This window comes from Thioclava sp. SK-1 (assembly GCF_001705665.1).
GTDB lineage: Bacteria > Pseudomonadota > Alphaproteobacteria > Rhodobacterales > Rhodobacteraceae > Thioclava.
On sequence record NZ_MDHA01000021.1, the window covers coordinates 87,051 to 113,874 of the forward strand.

General features: G+C 57.6%; 16 protein-coding genes. 7 read left to right on the plus strand and 9 right to left on the minus strand.

What is annotated here, in order from left to right:
* Nucleotides 1-148: 148 nt before the first annotated feature.
* Entirely contained in the window at nt 149-1,561 is a 1,413-nt protein-coding gene (locus tag BFP70_RS01290; protein WP_218059642.1) for a NarK family nitrate/nitrite MFS transporter, read from the plus strand.
* 75 nt (nt 1,562-1,636) lie between these two features.
* Nucleotides 1,637-3,445, plus strand: coding sequence for a bifunctional protein-serine/threonine kinase/phosphatase (locus BFP70_RS01295; protein ID WP_083217281.1), 1,809 nt, complete (start codon nt 1,637-1,639; stop codon nt 3,443-3,445).
* On the opposite strand, the gene BFP70_RS01300 is transcribed toward BFP70_RS01295, so the two are convergent.
* The 4 genes from BFP70_RS01300 to BFP70_RS01315 are packed head-to-tail and all read right to left on the minus strand — an operon-like array spanning nt 3,431 to nt 9,785.
* A complete protein-coding gene (locus BFP70_RS01300; RefSeq protein ID WP_066009370.1) occupies nt 3,431-6,061 on the minus strand; it encodes a nitrate reductase in 2,631 nt (876 codons plus the stop codon). The two genes, BFP70_RS01295 and BFP70_RS01300, sit on opposite strands and share 15 nt — an antisense overlap.
* Nucleotides 6,061-6,393: a nitrite reductase small subunit NirD gene (nirD, locus tag BFP70_RS01305; RefSeq protein ID WP_066009372.1), complete on the minus strand. Its 333-nt coding sequence runs from the start codon at nt 6,391-6,393 to the stop codon at nt 6,061-6,063. Before nirD ends, BFP70_RS01300 begins: the two co-directional genes overlap by 1 nt.
* Nucleotides 6,390-8,828, minus strand: coding sequence for a nitrite reductase large subunit NirB (gene nirB, locus BFP70_RS01310; protein WP_066009374.1), 2,439 nt, complete (start codon nt 8,826-8,828; stop codon nt 6,390-6,392). The genes nirD and nirB overlap by 4 nt, the downstream gene beginning before the upstream one ends.
* Nucleotides 8,829-8,840: 12 nt before the next feature.
* Nucleotides 8,841-9,785, minus strand: coding sequence for a GAF domain-containing protein (locus BFP70_RS01315; protein ID WP_066009379.1), 945 nt, complete (start codon nt 9,783-9,785; stop codon nt 8,841-8,843).
* Nucleotides 9,786-10,536: 751 nt separating this feature from the next.
* On the opposite strand from BFP70_RS01315, the gene BFP70_RS20910 reads away from it, so the two are divergent.
* Together BFP70_RS20910 and hemP are read left to right on the plus strand one after the other, a co-directional pair.
* Nucleotides 10,537-10,707, plus strand: a complete 171-nt coding sequence (locus BFP70_RS20910; protein WP_176715462.1) for a hypothetical protein — start codon at nt 10,537-10,539, stop codon at nt 10,705-10,707.
* Nucleotides 10,704-10,853: a hemin uptake protein HemP gene (hemP, locus tag BFP70_RS20190; protein WP_083217282.1), complete on the plus strand. Its 150-nt coding sequence runs from the start codon at nt 10,704-10,706 to the stop codon at nt 10,851-10,853. Before BFP70_RS20910 ends, hemP begins: the two co-directional genes overlap by 4 nt.
* Before the next feature lie 226 nt (nt 10,854-11,079).
* On the opposite strand, the gene BFP70_RS01320 is transcribed toward hemP, so the two are convergent.
* From BFP70_RS01320 to BFP70_RS01335, 4 genes are read right to left on the minus strand one after another with little or no spacing between them, the layout of a single operon-like run.
* The gene (locus BFP70_RS01320; protein ID WP_066009380.1) at nt 11,080-12,630 is read right to left on the minus strand and encodes a Ppx/GppA family phosphatase; all 1,551 of its coding nucleotides are present in this window, start codon (nt 12,628-12,630) and stop codon (nt 11,080-11,082) included.
* Between the two features lie 50 nt (nt 12,631-12,680).
* Entirely contained in the window at nt 12,681-14,849 is a 2,169-nt protein-coding gene (locus BFP70_RS01325; protein ID WP_066009383.1) for an RNA degradosome polyphosphate kinase, read from the minus strand.
* A 48-nt stretch (nt 14,850-14,897) separates the two neighbouring features.
* Nucleotides 14,898-15,587: a DnaA ATPase domain-containing protein gene (locus tag BFP70_RS01330; RefSeq protein WP_066009385.1), complete on the minus strand. Its 690-nt coding sequence runs from the start codon at nt 15,585-15,587 to the stop codon at nt 14,898-14,900.
* A gap of 3 nt (nt 15,588-15,590) precedes the next feature.
* Entirely contained in the window at nt 15,591-16,679 is a 1,089-nt protein-coding gene (locus tag BFP70_RS01335; protein ID WP_066009387.1) for an AI-2E family transporter, read from the minus strand.
* 218 nt (nt 16,680-16,897) lie between these two features.
* On the opposite strand from BFP70_RS01335, the gene BFP70_RS01340 reads away from it, so the two are divergent.
* Nucleotides 16,898-18,313 (plus strand): hypothetical protein, encoded by a 1,416-nt coding sequence (locus tag BFP70_RS01340; protein WP_083217283.1) that lies wholly within the window; start codon nt 16,898-16,900, stop codon nt 18,311-18,313.
* Nucleotides 18,314-18,339: 26 nt separating this feature from the next.
* Here BFP70_RS01340 and BFP70_RS01345 read toward each other — a convergent pair whose 3' ends face one another.
* Nucleotides 18,340-20,688: a methyl-accepting chemotaxis protein gene (locus BFP70_RS01345; protein WP_066009391.1), complete on the minus strand. Its 2,349-nt coding sequence runs from the start codon at nt 20,686-20,688 to the stop codon at nt 18,340-18,342.
* 251 nt (nt 20,689-20,939) lie between these two features.
* Here BFP70_RS01345 and BFP70_RS01350 point away from each other — a divergent pair, with 251 nt between their 5' ends.
* A complete protein-coding gene (locus tag BFP70_RS01350; protein WP_066009393.1) occupies nt 20,940-24,377 on the plus strand; it encodes a DUF2126 domain-containing protein in 3,438 nt (1,145 codons plus the stop codon).
* Nucleotides 24,378-24,403: 26 nt separating this feature from the next.
* Entirely contained in the window at nt 24,404-26,824 is a 2,421-nt protein-coding gene (locus BFP70_RS01355; RefSeq protein ID WP_066009396.1) for a circularly permuted type 2 ATP-grasp protein, read from the plus strand.

Below are 26,824 nucleotides of genomic sequence, written 5' to 3' on the forward strand. Positions count from 1 at the left end.
GTCGCAAGCTTGTCCAAAACAACGCTTTGAGCACTGCAGTCACCGGGCTAAGCCCGGAATACACGCGCTACAATTCGTTGGAGGAATTTGCATGTCGTCTTCCAGTTTCAACATTTTCTCGTTCACCGGGAAGATGAAGATCCTTCACATGAGCTGGTTCGCCTTTTTCCTGACCTTCGTGGTTTGGTTCAACCTCGCACCGCTGTTAGGGCAAATTCAGGCCAGTCTGGGCCTGACAAAACCACAGGTCACGACGCTGTTGATCCTTAACGTTGCGCTGACCATCCCGGCCCGAATTGTTATCGGGATGCTGACAGATCAATATGGGCCGCGCCGGGTGTATTCGGGGCTTCTGATTGTATCGGCCATCCCCTGTTTCGTCTTTGCCGCCGCCGACAGCTTTACACAGTTGGCGATCGCGCGGTTTGCGCTTGGCTTCATCGGCGCCGGGTTTGTGATTGGTATTCGTATGGTGTCGGAATGGTTCCCCGCAGATGAGCTGGGCACCGCCGAAGGCATTTATGGCGGTTGGGGCAATTTCGGATCGGCTGCTGCAGCATTTTGTCTGCCCACCATTGCGCTGATGTTCGGCGGTGAAAATGGCTGGCGTTGGGCGATTGCGCTGACGGGGCTTATGTCACTGATCTTTGGCTTTGTTTACTATGCCTCTGTGACCGATGTTCCCAAAGGGTCGAAATATTTCCGCCCCAAGAATGCCACCGCGATGGAGGTCACATCGAAGGGGGATCTGTGGTTCCTGCTGGTGATGAAAGTGCCGCTGTATATCGCGCTTGGCGCGTTGGCATGGCGGTTGAAAAATGTCGAAATTTTCACCCCACTGACCACCAATATCGTCTATTTCGGCCTTGTTCTGCTGTATGCATACGACTCTATGCTGGCAGTTCGTGCAAACCGCCGTGTATTCGTAGAAGAGGTGCCAAGCTTTGAACGCTATAAGTTCAAGCAGGTCGCCATCTTGAATATCTTGTATTTCGCCACATTCGGGTCAGAGCTGGCTGTGGTGTCGATGCTGCCGCTGTTCTTTGGTGAAACCTTTGGCCTGTCGCCGGTTGTGGCGGGTATGGTTGCGTCGGCCTACGCGTTCATGAACCTGATGTCGCGCCCAGGGGGCGGTTTGATTTCGGACCGGTTTGGCCGCAAGCCCACGCTGTTGATCCTGACCGCAGGTCTGGCGGTTGGCTATGCGTTGATGTCAATCATCGATGCCAGCTGGGCAGTATGGTTGGCCGTGGTTGCGGCGATGGCCTGTTCGTTCTTTGTGCAAGCCGGCGAAGGCGCCGTCTTTGCCGTTGTGCCACTGATCAAGCGCAGCCTGACCGGGCAAATCGCTGGTATGACAGGGGCTTACGGTAATGTTGGCGCGGTGATTTACCTGATCATCTATTCCGTCGTGGATGCATCGACCTTCTTCATGGTTATCGCCTGCACGGCTGTGCTGGGCTTCATCGCGCTGCTGTTTTTGGAAGAACCCACCGGCGAGATTGCCGAGGTTGACGAAGATGGCGCCGTGACCATGATCAATGTCGGGCTGAAACACTAAGACCGCAAGCATGACAAATCTGCGCGCGGGTCACATACTGGCCCGCGCGCTTTCATTTTGCGAGGGGGGCGACCCATGTCCATATCGGCCAAACCGGATCATGCTACACAGCCAAAACCGGGATTTTCGCAGCTTCGGTCGCAGTTCCCAACCCGCCCGCTGGAGGCGGTGTTGGGCGGGTGCACCGATCCGGGGCCGAAACCGCGCAATGATGATGCGATCGCCGGGCGCATTCCCGAAAGCCGCTATGAAATGCACGCCAAGGGCGTCGTAGCCTGTATTGCCGATGGGATCTCAACCGGGCGCAATTCGCATTTGGCCGCGCAGCTATCGGTGACACAATTCGCGCAAGATTACTATTCCGCGCCCGAAAGCTGGCCGGTGCAAGATTGCACGGCGCGGCTTCTATCCTCATTAAATTCCTGGTTTTTTGCGCAAAACCGCAGTGGCTCGCCACAGGCGGATGGGCAGGTCACCACATTTACGGCGCTGATTGCGCGCTCCACCACCGCCCATATCGTGCATATCGGTGACACGCGCTGTCTACGGTTGCGCGATGGGGTGATCACCGGGCTGACCGAAGATCACAACGCAGCCTTTATGGGGCAGGAACAGGCATTGACGCGCGCCTTGGGGATTGAGCCGAATATACGCGTCGATTACCGTTCGGAACGATTGGCGCAGGACGATATCTATCTGCTGATGTCGGACGGGGTGCATGGTGTGCTGTCTTATTCGACCATGGCCGCGATGTTACGAGACCGCGCCATGACCACGCAAAACGATCTGGAGGCGGCGTCGCGGGCGCTGTGTGATGCGGCTTTGGCCGCAGGAAGCGACGACAACCTTAGCTGCCTAATGGTGCGGATCACCGCCCTGCCCTCGGAAACGCTGACGGAGGCGCATCACCGGCTGACCGATCAGGCCATCCCCCCCGTAATGAAGCCGGGCAATAAAATTGACGGGTTTGAAATTGAGCAGGTGATGTATTCCAGCACGCGCAGCCATGTCTACCGTGTGCGCCGTGCAGGGGAGGATACGCGCTATGTCCTGAAGGCACCATCGCGTAATTTCGCCGATAATATGCAATACCTTGAAGGCTTTACGTTGGAACAATGGGTGGGTCGGCGGATTGATAACCCGCAGGTAATGAAGATCTTGCCCCATGAAGACAGCCGGTTTTTGTATTATATCTCCGAGCTGGTAGAGGGTGAGACACTGCGCGAGTGGATGGCACGTCACCCGACCCCATCGATCCGACAGGTTTTGCCGATTTTGGGATCGATCATCAGTGCGGTGCGGATTTTCCACCGGCTGGGCATGGTGCACCGCGATCTGAAGCCCGAAAATATTATGCTCAATACTGACGGTGTGGCAAAGATCATCGATTTCGGCTCGGTTCAGGTCAGCGGTTTCGCAGATATCATGACCGGTTTGGGCGATCATGTGCCGGAAGGCTCGTTGAATTATATCGCGCCAGAGGTTCTGACAGGGCGCGGGGCCAGCCCGTCATCGGATCTGTTTTCCATAGGTGCGATCACCTATGAAATGCTGACCGGTCGGGTGCCATTTGCATTAGAAGACGGGCGCAAGCTGCCGGGTGCGGCTGCGGATTGGGCGTTGACCTCGTTGACCGATTTGCGCCACGACCTGCCCGAAGCCAGCGCCGAGGCCCTGGCCCGCGTCCTGTCGTATGAGCCCAAAAACCGCCCCGAGGTCATGTCGGAATTTCTGGCCGATCTGCGCAAATCAATGGATCAAGGCGTGTTGCCGCGCGATCATATCCCGCTGTTACAGCGCGGCTCTGTGTCGTTTTGGCGTGGTTGGGCGATGATCAGCAGCGCCATCGCCCTGGCGCTGCTGATCGCGCTATTGTTGCGCTAGGCTGGTCGCCTCACGCAAGATCGCAGCCAGTTCCGATTTGCAGGACCCGCAATTGGTGCCTGCCGACAGGCTGGCGCCGATCCTATCCACCGATGTCAGCCCCTCTTGCGTGATTGCACGCCGCACAGTGTTGCGCCCGACGGCAAAGCACGAACATACGACAGGGCCGGGATCGGGCGTATCGCCACGTGCCTGCCCGGCCAATGCCCATGCGGCCTCGGTGCCCGGCAGGCCTACCAGAAAATCACGCATCAGAGTGACCGGCTGCGGCGCGATATACAGCGCAGCCAGCAACACCTCGTTGTCATAAAACGCCAAACGGTGACGGCCACGTTTGGCGTCGGTCAGGCTTTGCACCCGCGCATCAGGCAGGTCGAACAGGGTTCGGGCCTGCGCCTCCCAATCCGCGATTGTGTCCGTCCCGGCCAGCTCGGCGCGGAAACCGCTGGTGGTGCGCGCCCGCGCCCAATAGGCGCAATCAGGGGTGAAGCTGCGTGACGATATCGCAAATCCATACCACCGGGGCAGGAAACGTTCGGCGCTGACCACGGCCGCCTTGCTTTCGGGTTGCCCCGAGATCGGATCCACAACATCGGCCACCAGTGCATCCACCCGCGCCGACGGGGCATTTTCCCCCGTCCAATGAATCGGCACGAACAGATCGCCTTTCGCCACATCCTTGGTGATGTGCAGCCGGACGATCGCCTGCCCTTGTAGGCTGCTAAGCTGCACCAGATCAGCGGGCTCCAGCCCCAAACGCGCCGCATCATCGGGATGCATATCAACGAAGGGCTCGGCCATATGTGCCGAAAGACGCGAACTAAGCGCGGTGCGGGTCATGGTGTGCCATTGATCGCGCAACCGCCCGGTGTTCAGCCGGAACGGATAGGCGGCGCTGATCTGGGCTGCAGGGGCGCGCATGGTTACCGGCAGCATTTTTGCTTTGCCGCCGGGATGATAAAACACCCCATCGCCAAAGAACCGTCCGCCCTGTTTTTGCGCCGATTGCGGCCAGCGCAAAGGTGCCAGTTCAGCATAGCCCTGCGCGCTGATCCCGGCCAAGGCCGAAATATCAAAGTCGCGCCCAAACTGTGCCGCCACACCTGACAGCGCGGCATATTCGGCAAATACATCGGCCTCGGACGCAAAATCGAACGCTTCCGCCCAGCCCATCCGCGCCGCAACCTCAGCCAGGATATGCCAATCTGGGCGCGCCTGACCCGGCGCGGGCTGCACCGCGCGCTGGCGCGACATCATCCGGTCGGAATTGGTAACGGTGCCGGATTTCTCTGACCATGCCGTTGCAGGCAAGATCACATCAGCCAAACGCGCTGTATCGGTCTGCGCAGTAATGTCACTGACCACAGTGAACGGGCAGGCCGCGATAGCAGCGGCCACCGCATTGGCATCTGGCATCGTGACCGCCGGATTGGAATGAATGATCCACAGCGCCTTGATCCGGCCATCGGCCACGGCGCGAAACATCTCAACCGCCTTCAGCCCCGGGTTGCTGGGCAGGTTGGGCGCGTCCCAAAACGCCCCTACCGCCGCGCGGTGGTCGGGGTTTTCGATATCCAGATGACAGGCCAGCATATTGGCCAGCCCGCCAACCTCGCGCCCGCCCATGGCATTAGGCTGACCGGTTACGGAAAATGGCCCTGCGCCGGGTGTGCCAATCCGCCCCGTCGCCAGATGGCAGTTTAGAATTGCATTGACCTTGTCAGTGCCAGAGCTGGATTGATTAACCCCCTGGCTGAAGATCGTCACAACCTTGGGCGTGCCGATCCACAAATCGCAAAACGCGGTCAGATCCTCTGGGCTAAGCCCGGTTTGGGTTGGGTCATCCAGATGGGCTGCGGTGATCGCCTGCGCTACGCCGTCAACGTGATCTGCGGTGAACTGCGCATCACAGGCGCCGCGCGCATCAATCTGCGCCAGCAGCGCGTTGAACAGCGCAACATCGCTGCCCGCACGCAAGGCCAAATGCAAATCCGCCCCATCGCTGGTCGCGGTTTTGCGCGGATCAATTACCACCAGTTTTGTGCCATGGTCCGCGCGTGCCGCCATGATGCGCTGGTATAAAATCGGATGACACCATGCAAGATTAGACCCAACCAAAACGATCAGATCCGCCTCTTCCAGATCATCATAAGTGCCCGGAACCGTATCCGTGCCAAAGGCGCGTTTGTGCCCAGCCACGGTAGAGGCCATACAAAGCCTTGAATTCGTATCGATATTTGCAGAACCGATGAATCCTTTCATCAGCTTATTGGCCACGTAATAATCTTCGGTCAGCAATTGACCCGACACATAGAAGGCCACCGCATCCGGCCCATGCTGTGCCACCGTGTCAGAAAACCGCTGTGCGACCAGATCCAGCGCGCTGTCCCATGTGGCCGGCGCTCCGTCGATCTGGGGCTGCAAAATCCGGGTCTCAAGCCCGACCGTTTCACCCAAAGCAGAGCCTTTGGAACATAACCGCCCCTTATTCGTAGGATGGTCAGGATCACCGCGCACGGTGATCCCCCCGGCGCCGTCACGCGCAATCAAGACGCCGCAGCCCACCCCGCAATAGGGGCAGGTAGAGCGTGTTTCCACACCGGTTTCGCTGGTCATCAGGCTGCGCTCCGCGCCTCGATCGACGCTGCATCAAGCAAGATACGCCCGGCTTCCAGCTTCACCGGATAGGTCGCGATATGGCCCTCATCAGCGCCCTGTGCCTCGCCGGTTTCAAGCGAATAGACCCAATTATGCAGCGGGCATGTCACCTGTTTGCCATGCACAATCCCCTCCGCAAGCGGCCCGTTCTTATGGGCACAGGTGTTCGAGGTCGCAAAGACTTCGGCCTCATCCGTGCGGAACAGCGCCACGCAGCCGGCCTTGGTCTTAACGATCCGCGCACCGCGCAGGGGGATGTCGTCCAATGCACCTACATCAATCCAGCTCATTGTGCGGCCTCCTGAGTCAAATCGGCAAGGGGTTGGAATTTCACAGCCTCTGACGGGACCGCGCGTTCTGCCCATGGGTCTTTTTGATAGACAGATTGCGAGATATCAAACCGCGCCACCAATGCCTGACGTTCCGCAGGATCTGCCAGCACCTCTTTGACCCAATCCAACCCAACCTTGTTCAGCCATTTATAGGCCCGGTCGAGATATTTGGCATTCTCACGATACATCTGCATGAAGGCGACGACCCATTCTATCACCTCTTCTTCCGTGGCGACATCGACAAGCCGTTCGACCTCTTTGACATCCATGCCAGCGGCGCCACCGACGCCGATCTGATAGCCACTGTCGACACAGATAATCCCGATATCCTTGCAGGTGGCTTCGGCACAGTTGCGCGGACAGCCCGACACACCCAGCTTGACCTTATGCGGGGTCCACGATCCCCACAGCCGTTTTTCCAGCTTGATGCCGAGCCCGGTGGAATCCTGCGTGCCAAAGCGGCACCAATCCGACCCCACGCAGGTTTTTACCGTGCGCAGACCCTTGGTATAGGCATGGCCCGATACCATCCCCGCTGCGTTCAGATCAGCCCAGATCGCTGGCAGGTCTTCTTTTTTGATGCCCAATAGGTCAATCCGCATCCCGCCTGTGACCTTCACCGCCGCATCGTATTTCTTGGCCGCCTGCGCCACGGCAATCAGCTCATCGGGGGTGGTCATCCCGCCCCACATCCGCGGCATCACAGAATAGGTGCCATCTTTTTGAATATTGGCATGGTTACGTTCGTTCACAAAGCGTGACTGCCCATCATCTTGATATTCCAACGGCCAATCGGCGAGCAGGTAATAATTGATCGCAGGGCGGCACGTCGGGCAACCATTGGGCGTTTTCCACGCCAGGTTTTGCCACACCGCAGGCTGCGATTTCAGCTCTTGCGATTTGATCAGGCGGCGCACGTCCTCATGTGTCAGATCGGTGCAGTTGCACACGGGTTTTTCCGTCGGCATGGCAAACCCATCGCCCAGCGTGACCGCCAGAACCTGTTCAACCAACCCGGTGCATGTCCCACATGACGCCGACGCCTTGGTCTGCGCTTTCACATCATCAAGCGTAGTCGCCCCGCCTGCGATCGACTTCAAGATATCGCCTTTGCAAACGCCGTTACAGCCACAGATTTCCGCCTCAGGAGGCAATGCTGCAACGGCTGCCAGAGGGTCCGCGGTGGCCCCGCCACCCCCCTGAAACGCCGGGCCATAGATCAATGTCTCACGCATCTCTTCGATGTCCGTGCCGTCCTTGATCAGGCCAAAGAACCAATTGGCATCCGCCGTGTCACCATACATCACGGCGCCGACCAGACGGTCATCTTCAATCACCAGCCGTTTGTAAACGCCGCGCTTGGGATCGCGGAATACGATATCCTCACGGTTGGGCCCGTCAGCAAAATCCCCGGCAGAAAACAGATCGCAGCCGGTCACTTTCAGTTTGGTCGACAGCTCGCGCATTTTAAATGCGTCATCTTCGCCCAGAAGGGTTTTCGCGGCGACCTTCGCCTGATCATACAACGGCGCCACAAGACCAAATAAATTGCCGTCAAATTCCAGACATTCCCCCACACACAGAATATCCGGGTCGGAACTGCGCATCTGCGCATCCACTTTGATCGCGCGGCCCATTTCCAGCCCCGCCTCTGTGCCAAGACTGCATGACGGGCGAATGCCCACCGCCATCACCACAATATCGGCTGGTATTTCGCTGCCGTCTTCAAAGGTGACTTTTTCAACCTTTCCGTCGCCGGCAATCGTCTTGGTGGTGGCTTTGGTGATCACCTTGATGCCGCGCCGTTCCAGATCCTTTTGCAACAGATAGCCTGCCGTCTCATCCAACTGCCGGTCCATCAAATGGCCGGTATTGTGCAAGACAGTGACCTCCATGCCGCGTAGCCGCAGCCCCGCCGCTGCCTCCAGCCCCAACAAACCGCCACCGATCACGACCGCATGCGCACCACGCACCGATGACGCCTTGACCATTGCATTGGTGTCTTCCAGATCGCGATAGGCCACCACACCGGGCAAATCATGCCCTGGGAATGGGATGATGAACGGATCCGAGCCGGTGGCAATGATTAGCTTGTCATAAGGCACATCGCCATTCGGGCTGGTCACCACCTTGCGCGCACGGTCGATACCGCTCACGCGTTCACCAAACCGGGTTGTGACCTTATGCTGGGCATACCACGCATCATCATGCGTGACGATTTCCTCATATGTCTTTTCGCCAGACAAAACCGGTGACAACATGATCCGGTTATAATTGCCTCGCGGCTCTGCGTTGAACAACGTCACTTCAAATTTCTCGGGTGCGGCATCAAACAGATGCTCCAGCAACCGACCAGAGGCCATGCCAGCCCCGATGACGACCAGTTTTTCCATCAGATCATCCCCTTACAAATACCATGCGACCACATAGGCCAATTCGGTCTCACGATAGACTGGCAGCCCAACCATCGTCGAATAACCCGCAGGCAACCCCGTCGCGTCGCTGTGCACATGCGGCAGGCCCGATCCCAAAACCTGACCGACCGGCCCCTGCCACGCACCCACTGTTGGCGGATCCACCGGTGGGTTTTGCTGTGCCCACAGCGGCCCCTCCTTGGCGCAGATCCCATCAATCAGCACCGCCTTCTTGCTTGCACCCACGGCCTCGGCCCGCGCGTCCCAAATCTCAAAACGATGTGCAATCGGCGTGCCCGGTGATGATAGCAATGTCAAAACCATGCTCTTGTCATCCGGCATCGGAATCGGCAATCCCAGCCCAGTCTTCAACCCCGCCTTACCCGCTGAATCCGCGCGAACAAAGGCATAGCCCTGACCAAGATCGCGCATCAATATCGGCATATTGGCGGCCCAGACAGCGCCCGGCAAACCCTGCCCATACATGAAATGCGTATGCTGCGAGACCCATTCAAAATCCTTGGCCTCACCGTAATACCCATCATCAAGCATCAAGACATCGCCCTGATCCTTCCAGATCTCAATGGCGCCCTTATGCGTCGCATCGCCGCCGCACAGCACCACCAGAACGGCTTTCAAAACTTTCCCGGCAAAGATCGGGATCGCAACGGCACTGGTCAGCCCAGCGTCATGCGCTGCCTGCGTGCGCTTGAAATATGACCCGTCAAAAGATTTCAAAACAACCGGCCTTCCTTCGGCCCAGGCTGTCCCCGGCAGGCCCTCGCCCTTAGCAAAGCTCTCACGCACCGAAGCGGAGGCAAACCCCTCCATCGATCCGTAGTCCCCGGCCTTATGGATCAGCCGATCCCCTTCGGGCACCCATACCTCCGCGACCCGCAAAAAGGTTTGCACCGGGGGCTCCATGACGTCATTCATAATATGCTCCTCTGGATGGGCATAGCAGCGCCTAAAAATATCGCTGCCAATCCTGTCTACATCGCGCAAAGGATGCACAAGCCATGCCCACACCCTTCCGGCTTACGATGCCATATGCCCAACCCAGTGATGCCACGCCCAGACATCAACCGCTTTCTCACTTCAGCCATTCACATACGCGCAAGCAACCGCTTGATGCCACATATTCAGGCAGTCCGCCGCATAGATGATCTACAACAGCCCGATCAGCTAAAACCTGTCACAGCGCAGCACCGGCACGCCAAACTGCGGCTTTCATCTTGCAAAAAATATCCTCGGGGAGGTCCGGAGGGGCAGACAGCCCCTCCGGCCATCTGCCATCGCCCCCCAACTGCAATCATGCGCAACGGTCACACAGAAACGGAATAAGGCGCACGGTTAACCCGCACGCCCTACCCTACTCATACTCCAGCACTCTTAAAGTATCTGCCCACCGCAATCTATCAGCGTGGGTTATAAACCTATAATTTGGTGTCATTTTCTGCGTGGGACGCGAAAATAACAGCGCTTAGATATCCTTAATCTGAAATAGATCTTTTGCCTACCTGCCTAAATGGTGCAGCCGTGGGCCGCGGGTAGGCCATTGGCAGAAATTTGCCGCAAATTATTACCTGACTAAAAGAATCGACTTTACAAATCCAAGTGATTCACTCAGGATATTCACATCGCCAGTCGCACCCACGTGACCAGCCCAACGGAAAGGAGATTGCGCATGACATACCCAACGCATTCCCGCCCGGCGAACCGGGCTGGAGAACCAAGCGACACCCCGTTTTCCCTGCAGGATCTTGTGCAGGCGCTCTGCTCTGGCTTGAGCAGCGGCGTCACCGCGCAGTCTTGGGGATTGGAACTGATGCTGGACAGGATCGAGAGAACACGATGACCATCTCCCAAGACTTTACCAACGCACTGCCCGCCCATGATGCAGAAATTCTGACCAAGGGTGGAAATCAGGCCAATATTTTGCTCAATGGCCAAGTATACACCCTGCGCATCACCCGCGCCGGGAAATTGATTTTAACGAAATAACGGCGGCGTTTTTGCCTTCGTCTGCCCGCGCTCTGCTTTGTGTTCCGTGCCGTCTTGGTTCTACCCTCCCCAAGATATGTTGATCATCGTCAACGGCACGCCACAATTACAGGGCGCGGGATTTTCATGTTCCACGCCGCAACGGCATCCAGATGTGGCGCCCTCCGTTGAACATGCACCGATGTTCAACGCGCCTTGGTAAGCCGGGTAACAAAACATTCTTGGTTTAGGGCAAGATCACCACAGGCTCTGCGCCAAGCGCGGTGCACAGCGCCTTAAAGCGCGCCTCCACCACCTCGCCATGCAGGGCTGCGCCGCGCTTGCTAAGCCGCAGCTCCAGGGTCTTGGCCTTGGCGTCATACAAAAGCTTGCCGGCATCGCGCGGATCATCCATTGCAAACATCGCGCCAAAACGCATAGCCTTGCCCAGCACTTCAGCCTCTTGCAATGCGTCATCCTCAAGCAGTTTGAACAGCCGCTTAAACGGTGAATTGGAACGGTTGTTCTTATACCGATGCAGCAGGGCGACGCCCACAAACACCCGTTCCGCATGTGACAGGGCCGACAGATTGGCGCGGGTGACATTTTCAAAACAGGCTTCGGCGCGGTAATCGGGGTGCGTGCGCCATGTGCTGTCATGCAGCAGGCAGGCCGCGCGCATCAACCGATATTTCTCGGGCGGAACCTGACCCCAGATCGGTTGAATAAACGCATGCAAGCGCTTGCCAAACCCCGGTATGCGCGCCGCGCGGCGTTCCAGATGCCGGCACGCTTCGATCAGCGGATCACGACGTCGCAGGCGCTCTGGCATCTGCTCATACAGCAGGCCTTCACGAATACCATAAGAAGAGACATCAATTTCTTCAGGACCAAATGTCGCCACCAATTCACGTAAGACCAATGCCGCCGTTGGCACCAGATCCATTCGCGCCGCCCCGATCCCGGTTTTAGACCGCAATTCGGACATATCGCTTTTTTCGATCCGGTCAATCGTCTTATTCAAACCTTCCGGGCTCATGGCATATTCATGCAAGACATGCAGCGGATAATCGTTGAATTCCATATCGATACGCGCAATCGCGCGCCATGAGCCGCCGACCAGATAAATCCGACGATGTTCGGTGCCCACCTCGGCGGCAAGCGTCTGCATCACCTCTTGGATATGGGCGATCTGTGCCTTGCGATCCCCTAGCAGTTGAAGGCGAAACGGACCAAGCTGCGAACTGACACGGCACCAGACACGGCCGCCGCGCACCTCAGCCAGCTCCATCGAATTCCCGCCGATATCGCAAATCAGCCCCTCGGCCTCGGGCCAGCCCAACAGCACGCCTTGGGCAGACAGGCGGGCCTCTTCAGGACCATCAATCACATGCAGTTTCAACCCGGTTTGGGCCTCGATCATCCGGCGAAACTCCGGCCCGTCTTCGGCATCGCGCATCGCAGCGGTGGCGACACAGGTCAGCGGTCCGATATCCATCGCATCCGCCAGCGCGGCAAAACGTTTCAACGCAACCGTCGCGCGTTCCCGCCCCTTGGGGTTCAGCCTGCCGGTTTCGGCCAGACCCTGACCCAGACCCGCCATCACCTTTTCATTGAAGAAATAGGCCGGGCTGCGGGCCGCACCATCAAACACCACCATCCGCACCGAGTTAGAGCCGATATCGACAACCCCCACCCGCGACAATGCGCGGACATCAGGGTCATCAAACAATGGCTTGCCAAACGGATCCCATTCTTCGGCATCCGCTTCAAACTCGACGGCTGTGTGTTTCGCCATCTACCCACCTCAAACTTACCCGGGCCAAGCCCATCAAGCAGACACTATGCTTAGTCGAAGCTATGGGCAAGCTTTGGTACGTCTTTTGCCCCTGCGGAACCCCGCCCCGACAAGGACGGATATTCCATGAAGAAACGGTGGCAATTGAACAGGTTATCGCGATCTTCGGGCAGGAACCTTAGGAATTTACCATCAGGCTGCAAAATCCAGCTTTGGGCTTCATCGGCCATATTCGCTGCCATGATTTGCTCCACGATCTGCGCCTTAACGGTGGGGTTGGTCGTTTCCACCAAGGTTTCGACCCGGCGATTAAGGTTGCGCCCCATCCAATCGGCGGAGGAAAAGAACACCCGCGCCTTTTTCGACGGCAGGCCGTGGCCATTGCCAAAACACACGATCCGGGAATGTTCCAAGAACCGGCCAACAATGGATTTCACCCGGATATTTTCCGACAGGCCCTTGATGCCCGGCCGCACGCCGCAAATTCCGCGCACCACAAGGCTGATTTTCACGCCTGCCTGGCTGGCTTGATATAGCGCGTCGATCACATCAGGTTCGATGATCGAATTCATCTTTGCCCAAATCTCGGCCGGTTTTCCCATTTTCGCAAATTCAGCCTCGCGTTCGATCATCTCAATCAAAGAGGATTTCATCGAATGCGGTGAGATCGCCAGATTTTCCAGCCCCTCCGGCTGCACATAGCCCGACAGGTAGTTGAACACTTTGGTTGCATCGCGTCCCAAAGCCCCATCACAGGTGAAGAAGGACAGATCCGTATAAATCTTGGCCGTAATCGGATGGTAGTTACCGGTGCCATAATGGGTATATGTCACCAGCTGATCGCCTTCGCGGCGCACGACCGTGCTGATTTTCGCGTGGGTTTTGTAATTGGTGAACCCATAGACCACATGCGCCCCGGCACGTTCCAACATCCGCGATTGGCGGATATTTGCGGCCTCGTCAAAACGGGCTTTCAGTTCGACCAAAGCGGTGACGGATTTGCCGCCTTCTGCCGCCTCGCATAGTGCCGATACGATCGGAGAGTTCTTCGATGTCCGATACAGCGTTTGTTTGATCGCCAAAACATCGGGGTCGGTCGCAGCTTGCTGCAAGAAACGCACGACCATATCGAATGTTTCATAGGGGTGGTGCAGCAGCATGTCCTTTTGCCGGATAGCGGCAAACATATCGCCTTCGAAATCCTGCACACGCTCTGGCACGCGGGGGTTATAACTGGGCCACAAAAGATCAGGGCGTTCGCCCAACACCAGTTCTTTCAGATCGGCCACGCCCAAAAGGCCTTTGACCTCGATCACCTCATCAGGTGTCACATGCAGCTCATCGCGGATGACGCGATACAGGCTTTCGGGCGCACCTTCGGTGATTTTCAACCGGATCACCTGACCGCGCCGGCGCCGTTTCAATGCCGTCTCAAATTCACGGACCAGATCCTCGGCCTCGTCTTCCACCTCAAGGTCACTGTCGCGCAATACGCGGAATGTGCAATGGCCGACATCACGGTAGCCCGGGAACAACGATTGCAAATGCAACAACAACAGCTTTTCAAGCGGCAAAAAACGGGCCTCGCCGGGCAAGCGCACAAAGCGGTCAATCTGCTGCGGGATCGGCAACAGCGCCTGCATGCGCCGCTTGTCACCACCGCTGCGTTCCAATTCCAAGGCTAGGCAAAAACCGAGATTTGGGATGAATGGGAATGGATGCGCCGGGTCAATTGCCAGCGGCGACAAGACCGGGAATACTTTCTCAAGGAAATGCGTGCGCAAGAACTCCCGATCTTCGTCGGTCAGATGCGCGCGCGAAACCAGATGAATACCGGTCGCTTCCATTTCCACACGCAGCTTGTTCCATGTGGTCTGTTGCATATCCATCAACCGGCGCGCATCGTCATTGATCAAGGACAGCTGCTCGGCCGGGGTCAGCCCATCATGACTGGGGTTTACATTACCCTCGCGGACCAATTCGCGCAGCCCGGCCACCCGGACTGTGTAAAACTCATCAAGGTTCGTCGCTGAAATCGAGACAAACCGCAAACGCTCTAACAACGGGGTGCGCGGGTTCGCGGCCTCTTCCAGAACCCGCCAGTTAAAGGCAAGCCAAGACAGCTCTCGGTTAAAGAAACGCCCGGGCCCTTCGATCACCTCTTGCGGCAATTCGACGGGGGCGGGAAACGGGGTTTTGAGAAAATCAGCCTGTGTCATAAGCGTGCTTATCTGCCCGAATTGTAATGGTATTGTGACGGTTTTAACTTAGTTTTGCGGCGCGTTGCGTAAACTGTCCAGAACTTGTTGAGCCAAGGGTCTGGTGATTGCACGTTTCTCTTCCAACGATCGCGCATCCAGCGCCGCAACCATCGCCCGCGCAACCGCCATTTTGCGGTCCATCCGGCTGACAAGCCATGGAATCAGCGTCACCGGCACATGAATTTGACGATCCGCGAACATTTTCACCAAAACGGCGGCCAAAAGCGCATCATCTGGTGCCAGAATGCGCACGCTTGCCGTGGCCTCCATGCGTGATCGTAGATCCGGCAACACCAATCCCCAATCGCGCGGCGGACCAGAGGCGGTCAACAACAGCCGCACGCCCTCCGCCTGACAAAGATTGTGCAAATGAAACAACTGTGCCTCGCGGTCACGCTGACCTGCGATCGCATCCGCATTGTCAATCACCACCGCCCCCGCAGAGGCCAGAAAGGGCGGCTCAAATTCAGTCAGCTCGGTCGCGGGGATCAACGGGGCGCGATGTTCATCCGCCCAAATCTGCGCCAAATGGGTCTTGCCCGCGCTGTGATCGCCCAAAAGCAGCATACGCCCGGCAGGCCACGCCGGCCCGTCCAGCGTCGCCAGCGCAAGCGCATTGGCCTGCGCGACATAGAAATCCTCACGCCCTTGCGAACTGCGCAACGGCAGGTCGAAAATCAGTTGTTTGCCTGTCACATCTTAGCCTTCGGCATCTTGTGGACCGGGATCATCTTGCCCCGTTGTGCCCTGATACAATGAACCATGCAGATACTGGTCCAACGCGAAACGTGCAAGCACACCCAGCATCGCCGCCACCGGAACCGCCACCAGCATGCCGACAAACCCGAACAATGTTCCAAAGGCCGAAAGGGCGAACAGCAGCCAAAGCGGGTGCAAGCCCACAGAAGACCCGACGAGCTTCGGGGTGATGATATTGCCTTCCAAAAACTGGCCAACGGCGAAGATACCCACGACAATGCCGATGTTGACCCATTCGCCCCAGAATTGAAACAGGGCCAAACCAATGGCCAGTGCGCCACCGATGATCGCCCCGATATAGGGGATGAAGGTCAGCGATCCCGCTACCGCCCCCGCCAACAGGCCAAAATTCAGGCCCGCCAGCATCAGCGACACGGCATAAAACGTGCCCAGAATTAAACAGACCGAAACCTGACCGCGCACAAACCCCGACAGCACCCGATCAATATCGCGCGCCAACTGACGGATTGTAGGTTGGTGTTCGCGCGGCAACCAACTGTCAACTTTGGCAACCATCTTGTCCCAGTCCAGCAGCATGTAAAACGTAACCACGGGCACAACGATGATGAAAATCAGCACATTCACCACCCCCAGGGCCGAGCTGAGAATTGTTGTGGCCAATGCGCCGCCACGTTCCTGAATCGTTTGCCCCAGGCTGACCAACGCATCATTCACCACAGAGCCTTCCTCGATCACCTGCGGGAAATTCGTGGTCAGAAAATCTTTCAGCCGGTTAAAAATCTGCGGCGATGTCTCGATCAACTGGCCCAGCTGCCGCGCCAGGGCCGGAACAATCGCCAATGCCAGGATCACAAATAGGCAGGTGCCAACCGCAGCAATTGTTACCGTGGCAGCTGCGCGCGAAAATCCAACCTTTTCAAGACGGTCGGCCAATGGATCCAGAAAATATGCAATCGCCCCCCCAACCAGGAAGGGTAAGATTACATCGCCCAAAAGCCACAGCGCGGCGATCAGCAAAATTGCAGCTGCACCCCAATAGCTGACTTGCTGTTTCACTGGCAAAGCCATGGCATATCCTTCCTGATGCGCGCCGCGCGGTTCATATCTGTCTGTCACCAGACAGGCCCAAAGGCAAAGTGGCCATGTCTGGCGCCGGGTCAAGGGGCTTGATCCGGGCTTTGCTGTGTTTGGGGCTGAGTGAATGTAAATTTTACTTATCGCGTCTCGACAGTGGCAACGATCGGTGGGACACACAAGGCCATCCAGTGCCGATGAAAGACCACAACATGACCACGCCAAACGCGCAGCCCCCTGTTCAGACCATTGTGCAACGGATATTAGGGCTGTTTTTATGCGCGATCATTATCTTTGTCGTGCTACGCAATTTTGGCGGTCAGACCGCGTCGCTGATAGCCGATGGGGTGACGGTGTTGGTGTTGGCGATCTTGGCACCGCGGGCGACAGGATCAGGCCGCGCCTTTGTGCTCATTGCGATAGGCTTGGTGATCTATGCGTTGGCGATGCCCTCAGCCCCTGATGGGATTATCAAGGCGGCGTTGGACCGCGCCAGTTTCATTATCGCGTTCTTCTGTGCCCTGGCGACGCTGCGCCATGCTGCCAACCTGTCGCCTGCGGTTACGCGCGCGGCCGTGTTTTTGTCCAGCCAGCCGCCCGGACGGCGTTATAACGCGCTGACCATTGGTGTGCAGATCTTTGCGCTGGTATTGAATTATGGCGCGATTTCCCTGCTGGGTGGAATGTCGCGCAGTTCTGCCATGAAAGAACCAGACCAGGAAATCCGCGACATTCGCTTGCGCCGGATGTTGCAGGCCGTGCACCGCGGTTTTGCGGCCAGCGTTTGCTGGTCACCGCTAAGCTTTGCGATGGTGATCTCAATTTCAATCATCCCCGGGGCGGATTTGCGGTCGATCCTGCTGCCTGCAATCGTGTCTGCCGCAATTTTGGTTGGTGTAGGTTGGGCGCTGGATACAATGTTCAAGCCGCGTTTAACGGGTGGAAAAACCGCAGCCCCGCCCGATCGCGCCGCAGCAAGCGACGTAAAATCGCTTTGGCCTTTGTTGGGGCTTTTGGCGGCAATCTGCCTGCCCTCTTTCGCGCTGGAACTGGTTTTGGGCTTGCCCTTGTCGATGGCTGTGCTGATTGTTGTGCCGTCCATTTCCGCTATCTGGCTGTTTTTAGATGGCGCCGCGACCCAGCGCTTTGCACATTTGTCAGAGCATGCCAAAGCGTTTTGCTTTAATGATTTACCGTCCTTCCGTAATGAAATCATATTGCTAAGCATGGCTGGGTTTATTGGCAGTCTGGCCGGGGCGCTTCTGGCCCCTGTCGTCGCAGCCAGTGGATTGGATCTGTCCGCCCTACCCGTCTGGGTGATTTTAATGATACCGATTATCGTCATTCCTGTGACCGGGCAGCTTGGGATGAACCCAATCTTATGTGTGTCCTTGTTTGGCCCACTGCTGCCCGAACCCAGTGTGATCGGCGTCGCACCGACTGCAATGGTCTTATCGCTGACCGCCGGCTGGGCGATGTCCGCCGTCACCTCACCCTTTACCGCATCGGTGATGTTGATCGCACGGTTGGGGGATGTGAAGCCCTCCCAAGTAAGCTTTCAATGGAATGGGTTGTTCACCTTGGCGGCTGGCGCTGCCTTGACCGTCTGGGTGATGTGCTGGATGTAAGTCACCGGCCTAGGGCGATTAGCCTCTCAGGCAACATCGCGCTGCGGTTCACCATATTGCACATCAACGGCCGTGGTAAAATGCGCAACCATGGTCCGCAGCCCGGCGGTTTCTTTCGACAGCATGCGGCTGGCTTCCGTGGTTTCTTCGATCACCGCCGTGTTTTGCTGCATCGTGCTGTCCAGCTGCACCGTAGCACCGTTGATTTCATCAATGCCCGTCGCCTGTTCGCGCGCCGACGTGGCAATATCACTGACATTTCGCGCAATATCATCCACTGCCTTGATGATCGCTTGTAAGGCAGTGCCCGCTTCGCCCACAAGACCAACACCGCGCCCTATTTGCGTGCTGGAATTGGAAATCAAAGAGTTGATTTCCCCTGCCGCCTCGGACGACCTTTGCGCCAACGCCCGGACTTCGGACGCAACAACGGCAAAACCCCGCCCCGCTTCGCCCGCGCGTGCGGCTTCCACCCCGGCATTCAGCGCCAAGAGATTGGTTTGAAACGCGATATCATCAATCACGTCGATGATCCGAGAAATCGCCCGGGAGGAGCTTTCGATTTCGGACATGGCGCTGATGGCTTCCGTTACAACCGTTTGGCTTGCGGCCGCCTGTTGATTTGCTCCGCGCGCCAATTGGTCTGCCTCTGATGCGCTGTCAGCCGCCGCCTGCACTGACGCGGTCAGTTGGTTCAGCGCCGCGGCTGTTTCTTCGAGCGTAGCAGCAGAGATTTCGCTGCGCCGTGAGAGATCTTCTGATGAGGCCGTAATCTCAGCCGAGCTGGCATCGATCCGCTCCACCGTTTCGCTGATTTGTCCGATGGTTTGCGACAGCTTTGCGGCGGCAGAATTGAAGTCCTTTCGCAGTGAGTCATAATTGCCAGGGAATTCCTGCACAATCCGTGCGCTCAGATCCCCTGCGGACAAACGGGTCAACCCGTCCGCCAGCGCGATCACCACCTGATTTTGCTCCTCTGCGCGTTCGGCCTGAAGACGCTCTTGCTCCGCACGGGCCATGTTCTCGCGTTCGCGTTCGTGCGCCTCGCGTGCATGGGCCTCGGCTTCAGCCTCTTTCTGGCGTTTGGCTTCCGCATCCTTGCGCTCTTGCGCCTCACGTGCGGTCTGGGCCACCCGGACACGTTCTTCTTCACGCATACGTTGTTCTTCATCGCGCAGTCTTGCGCGCTCCAAATGCCCTTCGCGGAACACTTTCAATGCCGCGGCCAGTCGGCCCAGCTCACCATGGAAATGATCAAACCCCACAATCGGCGCAGTATCACCGGTCGCCAATCGCTCTGTCTCGGCGGTCAGGCGGGTGATTGGCCGGACTATAAAGATGATCGCGGCAAAAATACCCAAGCCCAACGCGATCGCGCTGACGCTAGCGATCGTATACATCATGGTTTCGCCATTCTTGGCAGATCCCAGCAGCGCACTTGCCGCTGAATCGATATGACCAACCGCATTACGATTAAGTTGCCGCGCCTGATCGGTTATTGCCTTACCCGACATCGTCGCTGCGCGTGAGGAACTGTCCGCCAGCTCTCGTGCTGTAATAACGCGCGAGCGTGCTGCCAAAATGCCCGTTTCAGGGTCGCCAAGCGCTGTCAACTCATTGATTTTCGCAATAAGCGCCGGATCAATTGTCAAAATCAACATCAAACCCAATGTCTGAATTTCACCCGCCAACGCATCGGCACGGCTTTGGGCGGCCACCACCTGTTCGGGCAGATCGGCAGATGCGCCGGTCAGGATAACAGATTCAAAGGCCGCAATTTCGCGTTCTAAGGATACCGCGGAATCTGCGGTCATCAGATCAACCTGTGCAACCGCCACATTGCCCTGATCCAACAAGCTGCGCAGATTGTCCAATGCGGTTGTGGCCACCTGTCCGAGCGCCGTGGAGACCTCTTTCGATTGGGTCACCAAATCATCAGAAAGCTTGAGCGTTTCAATATCATAGTTGATGTCATCGGCCCGCGCCGTGAACAGCGTCTCCAAACTGCTGGACATGGTTGCGGTCTGTTCATCGACCATTGTCCGCGCCGTGGCAGGTAAGCTTTGCGCCATATCTTGCAACCGCAGGACAATATTGCGCGCATCCGACGCGCTTTGGTCCAGTTCGCCAATATCGCCCGCAATCAATGTGGCCGATAGCGCCTCACCCAGTGATCCGGCGGCTTCGATCAATCGGGCACTGTCGCGCAGCTGTGGCACCACATCATCTTTGAACGTGCTAAGCGATCCCGTGCTGTCAAAGGACAGCTTCAACCCCGATGAAACCGCTGCAACCGTCAGCATCCCCATCAGCAGGACCAAGCCGCCAATTTTGACCGACAATCCCCCAAAAAATCCGCGCAGACGTGCCACCATAAGCGACCAACTCCTTAAACCAACGGTCCCGCACAAACGAAACATGGGTCAATCTACCCGCCCGGATTTAAATTTTCCTTTCGATCCACAGCGTTTATCGAGACGACAGACAGGTTCCCGCCTAGAAACGCTTATTTCTTATGCGCTTGCCTAATAATTCTTTAAAAAACCGTAGCGTGACGCGTCTTCGCAGTCGAACTTACCTACGCCGCGCCCTATGGTTTTCACAAATTGAGAGAGGAACGCGCGCCATGGCGATTTATGCATCCATCCATCATCTTACCCATTATACCTATGACAGAAACGTTATGCTGGGCCCGCAAATCATCCGTTTGCGCCCCGCCCCACACAGCAGAACACGGGTGATCTCTCATTCTCTCAAAGTGTCGCCAGGCGGGCATTTTGTGAATCACCAACAAGACCCCTATGGCAACTGGTTGGCCCGGTTTGTCTTCCCTGAACCCGTGCGGGAATTCAAAATTGAGGTCGATCTGACCGCCGATATGACCGTTTATAATCCGTTCGATTTTTTCGTCGAAGAACATGCCGAAACATGGCCGTTCGATTATCCGGCGGATCTGGGCAACGATCTGGTGATCTATCGCACGCCCGAAACCATGACGCCGAAACTGGCGGAATTCATTGCCTCGATTGATCGCAGTCAAAATCGCACGGTTGATTTCCTGGTAGGGCTGAATGCGCGCCTGTCCAATCAAATCAACTATACGATCCGGATGGAGCCCGGTGTGCAAACCCCCGAAGAGACGCTGGTCTCTGGCTCCGGGTCATGCCGCGATACCAGCTGGTTGTTGGTGCAGACATTGCGCAATCTGGGCTTCGCCGCGCGGTTCGTATCGGGCTATCTGATCCAATTGAAGCCAGATGTTAAAGCGCTGGATGGCCCCTCGGGGACCGAACATGATTTCACCGACCTTCATGCCTGGTGTGAGGTATATCTACCCGGTGCGGGGTGGATCGGACTTGACCCGACCTCTGGCCTGTTGACCGGCGAAAGCCATATCCCATTGGCCGCAACCCCGCATTACCGCAATGCCGCGCCGATTTCGGGCGGGTTCACGGCGGATGGTCAGCCCAAAGTCGATTTCGATTTCGATATGACAATCCAACGGGTCGCCGAACATCCGCGCATCACCAAACCTTTCTCGGATGAGGCATGGGTGCGGCTGAACGCGCTGGGCAAAAAAGTGGACAAAGAGCTGGAGGCGGGCGATGTGCGCCTGACCATGGGCGGCGAGCCGACTTTTGTGTCAATCGATGACTTTCAGTCACCCGAATGGAACACCGAAGCGGTCGGACCGGTCAAACGCAGCCTGGCCGATGATCTGATCCGACGCATTCGCACCCGTTTTGCGCCCGATGGATTTTTGCATTATGGTCAGGGCAAATGGTATCCGGGCGAAAGCCTGCCGCGCTGGACCTTCTCACTGTATTGGCGCCATGATGGCAAACCGGTGTGGAAGAACCCCGATCTGGTTGCGCGCGAAGATGCGACTGTGGAACATACGGTCGATGACGCCCAGAATTTCATGGAAAAATTCGCAGAAAACCTGGGGATTTCAGCCGAACATGCCCAGCCTGCCTATGAAGACCCTGGCGAATGGATCTTGAAAGAAGCGCAGCTGCCGCCCAATGTCACGCCCGAAAACTCCAAGCTGAAAAACCCAGAGGACCGGGCGCGCTACGCCCGCGTGTTCAACCGCACCCTGACCGAACCATCGGGATTTGTGCTGCCGATTCAACCGTGGCAATCCAAATCCACCTCCAAGGACAGTTTTGGCCGTCGTTGGCGGTCTGAAATGTGGAAGCCGCGCCGTGGGCATCTGTTCTTGGCCCCGGGTGACAGCCCGGTTGGTTTCCGCCTGCCGCTTGGCTCCCTGCCTTATGTGCCACCGTCGCAATATCCCTATAGTTTCCCGGCCGATACAACGATCGCCCATGCGCCTTTGCCCGATTTCCACGCCAATGTCGAAGCGCGCCGCCGCGCCGTACAAGAGGAAATCGACACGATCATGACCGAAGAAGAGGCCGAGATGGCGCGGATGACCCCCGCCGTATCGACCGCGCATGATCAGCAAAAATCCACCGCGCAAGAAGACCGCACGCGCCGCCAAAAGGTGGTGCAGCAGCAAACCGGTGTGGATCCTGAAAACGGTCATGTGCGCACGGCTATCGCGTTGGAACACCGCAATGGACGGCTGTGCCTGTTCATGCCGCCCTGCGACACGCTGGAGGATTATCTGGACCTGATCGCAACGGCAGAAACCACTGCCGATGATCTGGGCCTGCCGATCCATATTGAGGGATACTCCCCCCCCCATGACCCGCGTTTGAATGTCATTCGCGTGGCCCCAGATCCCGGCGTGATCGAGGTCAACATCCATCCCGCCCATAGCTGGGATGAATGCGTCGCCACCACCGAAGCAATCTATGAAGAGGCCCGGAACTCTCGTTTGGGGGCCGATAAATTCATGATTGACGGCAAACATGTCGGCACAGGCGGCGGCAACCATGTCGTTGTCGGCGGTGCAACCCCCAATGACAGCCCGTTCTTGCGCCGCCCGGATCTGTTGAAATCACTGATTTTGATATGGCAGCGCCATCCATCGCTGTCTTACCTGTTCTCTGGCCTGTTTATCGGCCCGACCTCTCAGGCGCCACGCATTGATGAAGCCCGTCATGACAGCCTGTATGAGCTGGAGATTGCGCTTAATCAAATCACCCCGGATATGACCACACCACCGTGGCTGACCGACCGTTTGCTGCGCAATATTTTGATCGACGTGACCGGCAATACCCACCGCGCCGAAATCTGTATTGACAAGCTGTATTCCCCCGATGGGCCGACAGGCCGTTTGGGATTGGTGGAATTCCGCGGTTTTGAAATGCCGCCGCACCCGAAAATGAGCCTGGCACAGCAATTGCTGTTGCGCGCGATCATTGCACGGGCGTGGAAATCCCCGGTTGATACCCGCCCGGTACGCTGGGGCACGGTGCTGCATGACCGGTTCATGTTGCCGCATTATATCTGGGAGGATTTCTTATCCTTGCTGGAAGACCTGAAACTACACGGGTTTGACATCGATCCCGCTTGGTATGTCGCACAAGAGGAATTCCGCTTTCCGTTCTGTGGACAAGTCGATGTAGAGGGCGTCCACCTTGAAATCAAACAGGCGCTGGAACCGTGGCATGTTCTGGGGGAAACCGGAGCCATCGGCGGAACGGTGCGCTATACTGACAGCTCGGTTGAGCGGCTGCAGGTCAAGATGACATCGCTACATCAAGACCGCTATTCGATCATGTGCAATCAACGCCCCGTGCCCTTGGCCAAAACCCAAACCTCTGGCACGTCGGTCGCCGGGGTGCGGTTCAAGGCCTGGCAGCCGGCAGAGGCGCTGCACCCTGTCTTACCGGTCAATGCGCCACTGCATTTCGACATTTATGACCAATGGACGGGGCGGGCCATCGGCGGTTGCACCTATCATGTGGCGCATCCGGGTGGGCGCAATTACGATGTCTTCCCAGTGAATGCCAATGAGGCCGAGGCCCGCCGTCTGGCGCGGTTTGAGCCCAATGGTCACACCCCGGGCCCATATCGCCCGGTCACGGAGCAATCGCATCCGGAATTCCCCTTGACGCTTGACCTTCGACGGCCCATCGGTCTCCTCTAAGAACGGGGGAGACCAGCAGGGATACCATGTCGCAGGACATCAACACGGACGGGTTGCGCGAAGATCTTTTTGGCTCATACCGGGTAACGCCCGGTGTGGCCGATGAGCTGTTTGATGCCAAAGGGAATATGCGCCCAGTTTGGGCGCGGTTCGTGCATCGGTTTCAGCATCTGAGCACCTATGAAATCCGCACCCGGTTTGAACGCGGGGATCAATATCTGCGAGATGCAGGGGTGTTTTTTCGACAATATTCCACCGCCCCGCTGCAAGAACGCGCATGGCCGCTTAGCCATCTGCCGGTGATTTTGCATGAAACCGAATGGACCACGATCTGCGCCGGGCTTAGCCAACGCGCCGATCTTTTGGAACAGGTCATGGCCGATCTATATGGCGCCGGCCAACTGGTGTCTGGCAATCACCTGCCGGCAGAGCTGATCGCAGGATCACATCACTGGTTGCGCCCTATGGTGGGGGTGACGCCGCGTGGCGGACATTATCTGCACTATCTTGCCTTTGAAATCGGCCGCGCCCCAGACGGGCGGTGGTTTGTGCTGGGCGATCGCACACAGGCCCCTTCTGGTGCGGGGTTTGCCCTGGAAAACCGCATGGCCACGGGCCGGATCTTCCCTGAACGCTTTCCTCGTGCGCATATGCACAAACTGTCGAATTTCCTCAACGCGTTTCGTGAGCAGATCGAAAGCCTGGCGCAGGGTGCCGGCGGCAGCCCTGCGCAGCCCGCCTTGTTGACGCCGGGCCCTTCGAACGAAGCCTATTACGAACATACCTATATCGCGCGCTACCTTGGTATTCCACTGTTGGAAGGCGAAGATCTGTTGGTCGAAGGCGGCCGCGCCATGGTGCGCACGATCGACGGGCCAAAGCCGCTGGGCGCGTTGTGGCGCCGAATCGATGCCAGTTTCGCAGACCCGCTGGAGCTGGACGCACAAAGCCATATCGGCACACCGGGGCTGATGGAGGCCGTGCGGCAGGGCAATCTGTCCATGGTCAACGCGCTTGGCTCTGGCATCTTGGAAATGCGGGCGATGATGGCGTTTTTGCCCCGTATCAGTGAGGTTCTGACCGGCGCACCGCTGGCCCTGCCCAATATCGCCACATGGTGGTGCGGTGGGGCGCCACAACGCGATTACGTGCGCAAAAATGCGGATCGGATGATGATCGGATCGGCATTTGCGGTGGATCTGCCCTTTGATCTGGATGCGACAACGGCCTTGGGCGGGGAATTCCGCGATGGGGCACAACGCCCGATTGCCGACTGGCTGGAAGAGGAAGGCGCATCCCTTGTCGGACAAGAGGCCGTGACCTTGTCCACCACCCCGGCATGGGAAGAAGGGGCACAAGGTGATCACCTTGTCGCACGCCCGATGACCGTGCGGATTTTCGCCACACGCACCGCGCAGGGCTGGCAATTCATGCCCGGCGGCTACGCGCGTATCGGGCGCTCCCCCGATGCCACCGCATTGGGGATGCAGCGCGGCGGCTCTGTCGCGGATGTCTGGGTGGTGTCGGACAAACCACTTGATCAAAAAAGCGAACCAAAACGGCCCCATCGCCGGTTCCGCCGCCCCGAAGACAGTTTACTGCCCGCGCGTGCCGCCGATAACCTGTATTGGATGGGCCGTTATATCGAACGCTCCGAAGATGCGCTGCGGCTGTTTCGCGCCTATCATCTGCGCCTGGCCACCACCGACAACCCCGCCGATCCCCGGCTACGCCAGCTGAACCAATATTTGAAAGGCTATGGCCATAACCTGACACAAGCGGTGCCAGACTCGCTGATCGAACGGCTGGAAGCCGCGCGCGGCTGTGCGGCCAAAGTACGCGACCGGTTTTCAACCGACGGCTGGAACGCGCTGAATGACCTGTTGTCCACCTCGCAGCGCATGTCACGCAGCGCTGTGCCCGGCGATGATGCAGCCCGCGCCATGTCAGTCCTGCTGCGCAAGATGACAGGGTTTTCAGGGTTGGTGCATGAAAATATGTATCGCTTTTCAGGCTGGCGGTTCCTGTCCTTTGGCCGCGCGTTAGAGCGGGCAGACACGCTTGCGTCGATCTTGTCCTATTTCGCCGGACCTGGAGCTCCGCAAGGCTCGTTGGATCTGTCGGTCGAATTGGCCGATTCCGTCATCACCCATCAACGCCGCTACCGCGTGGAAACCAACCGCGACACGGTCATGGATCTTCTGGCCCTGGATGTGAACAACCCGCGGGCATTGGCGTTTTTGATCCACCGAATGCATGAGCTGGCCCGCGCATTGCCAAATGCCGAACGCCACGGCCGGCCCTCGCAGCTGGTGCGGCATTTGCTAAAGATGGAAACCGAATGCACGATTTGCATGCCAGAGGATATCACGCCCGAATGGATGACACGCGTGCGGCACAATATTATCGCCGTCTCGGATGACCTGACCGCGGCCTATTTACGGTGA